The organism is Priestia sp. P5_B4 (genome assembly GCF_056400385.1).
In genome coordinates this window covers 1-8065 of the sequence record NZ_JBFULJ010000128.1, presented here as the reverse complement: position 1 = coordinate 8065, position 8065 = coordinate 1, and the positions used below count along the sequence as shown (strand labels likewise).

Below are 8065 nucleotides of genomic sequence, written 5' to 3'. Positions count from 1 at the left end.
CTAAATAACGATGCATCAGCCGATAATTCATCTCAAACTCAAACGGAAGATGAGACGGAGCTATTTCCAGATTCAGGATCTGATTCCAATACGAACAATGGAACTAACGGGCAAGATCAATGGTCAAATGACAGTTCTAGTGAGCAAAGTGATCAGTGGTCAGACGATGATTCAAGTAGCCAGCAAGATCAGTGGTCTAATGATGATGCTGGAAATAGTCAGGATAATTGGGGCAATAACGATGATTCTTCTATGCAATCAAGACCTTCTTAAGGATGTGATATAATGAGCTACTCATTTAAAGCAATGAATACCGAATTTAATGTATATGAGCTTGAAACACTTGTCAGCCAAAAAGTGGAGAGCTGGTGTTATCTTGTAGAAGAAACCCTAAGCCGCTTTCTTCCAACAAGCGAGCTTTCACAGCTTAATTCGCTGAACGGAAGATTATTTTTACCGTCAAAAATGTTGTATGAAGCTGTAAAAACAGCCTCTTACTATCACAATGAGACAAACGGGATTTTCAACCCATTTCTGTATCACTCTATTCAAACTCTAGGATATGACCAAAGCTTTGAACAACTGCCTAACAATCAGCTTCCTCAAGAAGTAGCAGCTTTTGATGCTGTTAACCCTATTATGATTCACAAAGGAATGAGAAGTATTCAGCTTGCTTCTAATGTCGGTCTGGATTTAGGCGGAATCGCAAAAGGTTGGAGCATTCAGCAAATGGCGAATCAATTAAAGAAAAAAGGAACTTCACTTGGTGCAATCGATGGAGGCGGTGATATTGTAACGTGGGGGCCTGCTAGCAAGCACTGGTCTATTGCGCTCTCTCATCCATTTGATTTATCAAAAAATCTCATGAGTATTAAAGTAAAGAGCAACAGCGGCATTGCCACAAGCAGTGTGGGCAAGCGATTGTGGAAAGTAAACGGACACACTCACCATCATATTATTGATGGCAGAATCAGCAAGCCTAGTTCATCAGAGCTTCTGCAAGTAACGGTTGTTTCAGAAGACTTGACCGTTTCTGAAGTCTATGCAAAATGCATGCTTATTCTTGGATGGGACGCCGGATTAAGATTAGCTAAAATGCATCACCCTTCTTTAGAGGTAATTGCGGTTACAAAAGAAGGCGAAGTGTTAATCGACAAAAATGTGAAAGGTCAGGTATACCATTATGGCTACTCTCCTCGCGCAATTTAGTGCCCACTTTCCCGTTTGGAATACCATTCGGGCAGCCGGCTTAACTTCTTATTTGCTCATGTTTGTATCGGTTGCCGCTGGCATTTCTCACAGCTTTTCATTTTTTAAACCAAAACGAAAAAAACAGCTTTTGCTGGTTCATCAATCATCAGGGTGGTTCGGATTATTATTTGGCATGATTCACGGACTTGTTTTATCATTTGATCAATCGATTCATTTTTCACTTTCTGACATTTTAATTCCGTTCACTTCCGATTACAAACCAATTAGCACAGGTCTTGGTACTATTTCACTCTACATTTTATTCGTACTGATTATCACATCCGATTTTATAAAACAGCTGGGGAGAAAAACATGGAAAGCCATTCATTTTCTTGCTTTTCCAGGCTATTTGCTCGCACTGTATCACGGTATTACTTCTGGAACAGATACACAGCAACCGCTTATTCTTGGGATGTACAGCATCACTGGCTGCATCGTTTTGATTTTGCTTTTTTTACGACTTCAACACCAGTCAGCTCCTAAGAACCAAAAAAAAGCTCAGGAAAACTAAAAAACGCACTCTATCATAGAGTGCGTTTTTTCTTATCCGCGTCCTGCTTGGAATGATGGGTACTGTGTCATACCACCGTCAGCAAAGAGTGTAATCCCTGTTACATAACTTGCCTCTGAAGAAGCTAGCCATGCAGCAACCGCTGCAATTTCTTCCGGCTCTCCAATGTATCCCATTGGAATCATGCTTTCTACATCTGCACGCTGCTCAGGATCAGCGAATTTCTCAGCGTTAATCGGTGTATTAATCGCTCCCGGTCCAATGTTATTTACACGAATACCTTTTGGAGCGTATTCTAATGCAAGTGTTTCGGTCATAAGCTTCATTCCGCCTTTACTTGCTGCGTAATGAACAAATAATGGCCAAGGAATTTTCTCGTGAACACTCGACATGTTAATAACTGTTCCCTTAATATCATTTTCCACAAAATATTTAATCGCTTCACGGCTGCCTAAAAATGCTCCCGTTAAGTTCGTATCAATGACTTTATTCCAATCGCTTAAAGACATTTCATGAGATGAAACCGGATTTTCCATTCCTGCGTTATTAATCATAACATCTAACTTTCCAAATTCTTTAATAGCAGATTGAACTAAATTGATCACGTCAGACTCAACTGTTACGTCACCTTTAACGGCAATTGCCTCTCCGCCAACTTTTTTAATTTCTTCTAAAACGCTGTTAGCTTCTTCTTCTTTCGAACGATAATTCACAACTACCTTGGCTTTTTCTGTCGCAAAACGAATCGCCATTGATTTTCCCAAACCGGTAGATGAACCTGTTATGACAACTACTTTTCCTTCTAAATCTTTATACATTGTTAATACCCTCCTAGTTAGCTTTTGGCGAGCCCTAACATGACTCCTGCTATGATGATCAGTATAATTCCAATAATAATCCCAACTAGCTGACGCTTCGTTTTCTTCTCACCTAAAATAATGATCCCGCCTAATGTTGAAATGACGATTCCCATTTGGGAAAGCGAAAAGCTTGTCGCTACGCCTACTTTAGGTTGTGAGATGAATAAAAACATATTACCAGCGGCCCAAATAAGACCTGGGATAATGTTGCGAATTGCATATTTATTAAATGGCTTATGCTTAAACGTCAGCAATACTCCTCCAATAACCATACCAATCGCTTGAGGTAATAAAGCCGACCATCCGTCTACATTAAATAGACGGGCTACTACAACATAAACTAAATAACCAACGGTTGAAATTAATAAAATAACAATTCCTTTTTTGAAGTTTCCTTTTCCTTCTTCAGCCTCTTTCTCTTCTTTGCTTTGAAGTGATGCTAAAACAATCCCTACAATAATAAAGATAAGAGCTAGCACACCAAGAATGATTGAAGTTTTTGTAGACCACTCGTGAAACACAATTACTCCAAATAATGAAGTGGAAACTAACTGAAGCCCAGTTGAAATAGGCATCGTTTTAGAAACTCCAATTAAATCAATACTTTTCAGCTGATTACTTTGTCCAACTGCCCAAAATAGCCCCGATACAACTCCAACCCCAAAGATTAAAGGTGTAAGCGTAGGGTGTACAAAAATATAAATACCGATGGAGAAAATCAAAGCTCCCAATGTGGTTCCAAGCGTTTGACTATAAGGTCCTCCGCCTAGTTTCACATTAAAAAGCACAATACTTCCCCAAAATATGGCTGGTAAGACAGCTAAAAATATGTCCATGTTTCAAAACCTTCCTGTGCTAAAATTAAATGTCAAAGTGCATATTCCCCAATTTTTCCGCCATTAATCCTTTTTCAGGGACATTTTATGAATTAATGACCGCACGAAATATTCTTTGGATAGCGAAAACTGTATACCTTAATTTGTTCTAGGAGAGAAAAAGATATACTTTCTAACGCAAAAAAACAGCTTTTCCAAATAAAAGCTGTTCTGTATCATTTAATTTATTTTTAACATATAGCGATTAATAGGTCTCCCCACTCTGCCGTATTCAACTGATAATTTCAGCTCGTTTTCCTGTTCTAAAAACTCTAAATACCTTCTTGCTGTAACACGCGCAATTCCTACACCGTCCGCTACTTCTTCAGCAGAAATTGGATGATTTTGTTCCGAAAGATATTGTTGTATCCTCCTTAGCGTAACCGCATTTAGCCCTTTGGGAAGCAAATCGGCTTTTTCTTCGAATTGCTGAAACAGCATAGAATCTAATTCAGACTGAGTAATATGTTCTTTTTGACTTATTTTAACTTGAAACGAACGATACTGCTCAAGTGCTTGCTTCATTCGTTCAAACTTGAACGGTTTCATAATATAATCAACAGCGCCATATTGAAGAACTTTGCGTACGGTTTCAATATCACTTGCAGCCGTAACTGCTATCACGTCTGTTTTATAGCCATTTGCTCGAATTTGCTGTAAGGTAGTTAAGCCATCTTGACTAGGCATATACATATCAATAATCGTTAAATCAGGCTGATGTTTTTTAATGAGCTGTACCCCCTCTAAACCATTCGAAGCTGCAGCGATGACGATGAACCCTTCAACTTGTTCAATAAATTGGCGGTTCACTTCTTGTACCATAGGATCGTCTTCTATGAGAAGCACGGTCCATTCTTTTTTATTCATTTCCCACTCCCCCTATAAAAAGAATGTAATGATAAAAGTCGTTCCAACATCTAATTCTGACTCTACTTCGATCTGACCGTTTCCTTTTTCAACAATTTGTTTTACTAAATGCAAGCCAATTCCTCTATTTTCCTTTGCTTTGGTTGAAAAACCTTCATCAAAGATTCTCGCTACTTGATCCTCATTCATACCACACCCGTTATCTTCAACTAATATAGAAAGAATGCCGTCATTTTGTTCCATACTTATATAGATCTTCCGTTCACGACGCTCCATATGTTGATACGAATCAAAAGCGTTCTCAATTAAGTTACCAATAATAATCACAAAATCATGATGATCTAAGTAAGGAGGAAATGAGTGAAGCTCGCTGTGGCGATCGATAGCTAACTCAATTCCAAGTTCTTTGGCACGGCTGACTTTGCTCAACAGCAATCCCGATATACTTTCATCTTTAATATGCTTATGAAGAAATTGGGTGAGCTCTTCTTGCTGTTCAGACACTTGAAAAACATACTGAAGAGCCTTGTCTTTATTTCCAAGTTGGATAAGCCCTGCAATCGTATGAAGTTTATTCATGTATTCATGGTTTTGAACTCTAAGAGCGCTTACAAATGATTTAACTCCTGTTAACTCTTCAGCTAATTTTTTAACTTCCGTTCTGTCTTGAAAAATAGCGACCGCACCGACTGTGTGATTATTAACTTTAATCGGCACACGATTGCTTAAAATATTCAAATTTCGAACTTGAAGCTCTCGATTATAAACAGGCTGATTAAGCTGCAGAATTTCTGGAAGCCTTGTATCTGGAATCACATCATAGATCTTTTTTCCAATTACTTCATCGGGTACATCCATCATAATTTTCGCTTTATGATTAAAAATAGTGATGTTCTCCTCTTTATCAATGGCAATGACTCCTTCATGCATGGCATTAAAGGTCTCCGTTCGTTCTACGAACAAACGAGCAATTTCATGAGGTTCAAGCTCAAACATCTCTTTTTTGATACGAGATGCAAGCGCCCACGCTCCCCATCCTCCAAAAAAAAGAGCAAGACCTGAGATCAGAAAGATTTCTTTTTTTAAACTTAAAATGACCTCTGTAAATTTCGGAAGAAGATAGCCTGAGACAACCACTCCTACTTGTTCATGCTGATCGTTTACAACGGGCACAAAAGAGCGAATGACCATTCCGCCTTCTCCTTTTGCTTTATCGGTATAGGTATGTTCTGCAAACGCCTGTCCCTCATCATCTCCTTTAGAGATTTTTCCAATCATGCTTTGCAAAGGGTGAGACAAACGTTCATGATTCATATTCATAACTACTACATAATAAGCACCGTGAATAATGCGAATCGGCTCTACAATTTGATTAATGTTCTTACTATCTTTTTCAATTTTTTCTCGAATTTCAGGCATTTCAGCAACTGTTCTCGAAGTGATTAAAGCCCTTTGCTCTAAATCATTTTCTTTTGACTGTACAAAATTATTAATCACCACGATACTTGCTAAAAACAACGAAAAGGCCACGATAAAAAAGATTAACCCCGTCATTTTCGTTTGCATCGATAAGCGCATCATAGCGGAACACCTACTGCTGATTGAAGTTTATTTTAATTTTACCACGTTGAGAAATTGCGTGTTAGAATATTTGTAGAGAAAAATTATTGAATCGCGGGGTTGGACATTTTGAAGATGTTTATAGGGGCAAGTATAATTGTCAGCGTTTTCTTGATGATCTATGTTTTTTTGCAGTATACGGTTATAAATCAGGATAATGTGTATCATGACGATGAGCAAAAAGGATTAAATAAGCAAATTGTGATTAATTTTAGCCATGTGGTAGCTGAAAACACTCCAAAAGGCTTAGCCGCTCAAAAATTTGCTGAAATCGTTAATCAAAAATCGGATGGTAAAGTTAAAATTGAAGTATATTCAAACGGTGTATTGTATTCAGACGACGAAGAACTTGCCGCCCTTCGCCGAAATGATGTACAAATGATTGCACCTTCCATTTCCAAGCTAAGCGACCTCTCCCCTACGTGGCAACTTTTTGATCTTCCCTTCATTTTCGATGATTACAGCGAGGCAAAACAAGTGTTTACCGGTAAAATCGGACAGGATTTGTTGAGTACGCTGCAAGAGAAAAACATTAAAGGGCTTGCTTTATGGAGCAACGGCTTTAAACAAATGACTAGCAATACGAAGCCTTTGCTCTATCCAGCAGATTTTCAAGGTCAAACGTTTCGCATTATGCCAAGTGAAGTAATCAAAAAACAATTCGAACTTCTTGGCGCCAAGCCTCAGGCTGTCTCGTTTAATAAAGTATATCAATCCCTTGAACGACAGGAATTTGATGGACAGGAAAATACCATTTCTAATATTTATTCAAAACGTTTGTACGAGCTGCAAAAATATATGACCATCAGCAACCATGGATACTTGGGCTACGCTGTTTTAATGGATGAAAAGTATTGGGACAGCCTCCCTGAAGATGTAAAACAACTATTAAGTGATGCAATGGTAGAAACAACTAACTGGATTTGGACTCAATCAAAAATGATGAACGATGAACAGCTGCAGCAAATAAAAAATAAATCTGGCATGCGCGTTTATTACTTAAATGATTTACAAAAAGCCGAATGGAAAAAACAGTTTAACTCTCTTTATCAATCGTTTGAAAACAATGCAACAAAACAAACGCTTGATATCATTCAACAAATAAAAAATATCGAAAGCAAAAAGTGATGACTATATAGTCAACACTTTTTTTGACCAAAATGACCAAAAAGAACATTATCACCAGAAATATAAATAGTTAAAATTATCAGTTAATATAAGGATAAGAATAATGTAAGCGTTAACAAAAATACTCTCGAAAGGAGCATTACGTATGAAATTAAGTTTTAAAAATCTAACTGTTCAAGTTGTTATCGGTATCCTTCTTGGTATTGCAATTGGCTTCATGTTTCCTGAATTTGGAGCTAAATTAAAAGTATTGGCTGATATCTTCATTAAATTAATTAAGATGGTGATTGCCCCAATTATTTTCTTAACAGTGGTCATCGGTATCGGAAGCATGGGAGATTTAAAGAAAGTGGGACGAATTGGAGGTAAAGCTCTTTTATACTTTGAGATTGTCACTACTTTTGCCTTAGCAATTGGAATTATCGTTGTAAACTTTATCAAACCTGGGGCTGGCTTTAATATCAATGGTGCAAGCGGAGCTGATGTTACTCAATATACGCAGCAAGCAGCTGAAGCGGAGCATGGCTTTATGGAGTTTATCATGGGAATTATTCCAGACAGCGTATTTGGGGCGATGGCAAATGGTGAATTATTGCCAATCTTATTCTTTGCCGTACTATTTGGAATGGCTACAGCTACACTCGGCGAAAAAGCGGCTCCTGTCATTACATTCTTTGAACGCTGTACAGATATTTTCTTTGGAATTGTTAATATGATTATGAAACTTTCACCTATTGCGGCGTTTGGAGCGATGGCTTATACGATCGGTAACTTTGGAATAGGCTCTCTTCAAAAACTCGGTTTCTTAATGGGATCTGTTTACATTACTATGTTCTTATTTATTGTATTTGTACTTGGAACCATTGCTAAGATTTATGGATTTAATATTTTTAAATTCATTGCTTTTATTAAAGAAGAAATTCTACTTGTATTAGGTACGTCTTCTTCGGAAT

At 37.7% G+C, this 8065-nt stretch carries 9 protein-coding genes; 5 read left to right on the top strand and 4 right to left on the bottom strand.

The features are described from left to right. From AC1DRF_RS12480 to AC1DRF_RS12470, 3 genes are all read left to right on the top strand, one after another. Nucleotides 1-273, top strand: a 273-nt coding sequence (locus AC1DRF_RS12480) for a hypothetical protein (RefSeq protein WP_477740851.1), incomplete at its 5' end; no start/stop codon positions are given. Nucleotides 274-285: 12 nt separating this feature from the next. Then, on the top strand, nt 286-1209 hold the full coding sequence (locus tag AC1DRF_RS12475) for an FAD:protein FMN transferase (protein ID WP_477740850.1): 924 nt from the start codon (nt 286-288) through the stop codon (nt 1207-1209). Beyond that, on the top strand, nt 1184-1762 hold the full coding sequence (locus tag AC1DRF_RS12470; RefSeq protein ID WP_074679069.1) for a ferric reductase-like transmembrane domain-containing protein: 579 nt from the start codon (nt 1184-1186) through the stop codon (nt 1760-1762). The genes AC1DRF_RS12475 and AC1DRF_RS12470 overlap by 26 nt, the downstream gene beginning before the upstream one ends. A gap of 32 nt (nt 1763-1794) precedes the next feature. Here AC1DRF_RS12470 and gdh read toward each other — a convergent pair whose 3' ends face one another. From gdh to AC1DRF_RS12450, 4 genes are all read right to left on the bottom strand, one after another. Further along, entirely contained in the window at nt 1795-2580 is a 786-nt protein-coding gene (gdh, locus tag AC1DRF_RS12465) for a glucose 1-dehydrogenase (RefSeq protein WP_043980290.1), read from the bottom strand. Between the two features lie 17 nt (nt 2581-2597). Further along, entirely contained in the window at nt 2598-3458 is an 861-nt protein-coding gene (locus AC1DRF_RS12460) for a RhaT/GlcU family sugar-proton symporter (RefSeq protein ID WP_028407570.1), read from the bottom strand. Between the two features lie 219 nt (nt 3459-3677). Further along, entirely contained in the window at nt 3678-4364 is a 687-nt protein-coding gene (locus AC1DRF_RS12455; protein WP_043980293.1) for a response regulator, read from the bottom strand. Between the two features lie 12 nt (nt 4365-4376). Beyond that, nucleotides 4377-5945: an ATP-binding protein gene (locus AC1DRF_RS12450; RefSeq protein ID WP_075421270.1), complete on the bottom strand. Its 1569-nt coding sequence runs from the start codon at nt 5943-5945 to the stop codon at nt 4377-4379. A 108-nt stretch (nt 5946-6053) separates the two neighbouring features. On the opposite strand from AC1DRF_RS12450, the gene AC1DRF_RS12445 reads away from it, so the two are divergent. Next, nucleotides 6054-7112 (top strand): DctP family TRAP transporter solute-binding subunit, encoded by a 1059-nt coding sequence (locus AC1DRF_RS12445; protein WP_155660575.1) that lies wholly within the window; start codon nt 6054-6056, stop codon nt 7110-7112. A 145-nt stretch (nt 7113-7257) separates the two neighbouring features. Continuing rightward, nucleotides 7258-8065: cation:dicarboxylate symporter family transporter (locus tag AC1DRF_RS12440; protein WP_477740849.1), on the top strand; the 808-nt coding region annotated here is incomplete at its 3' end.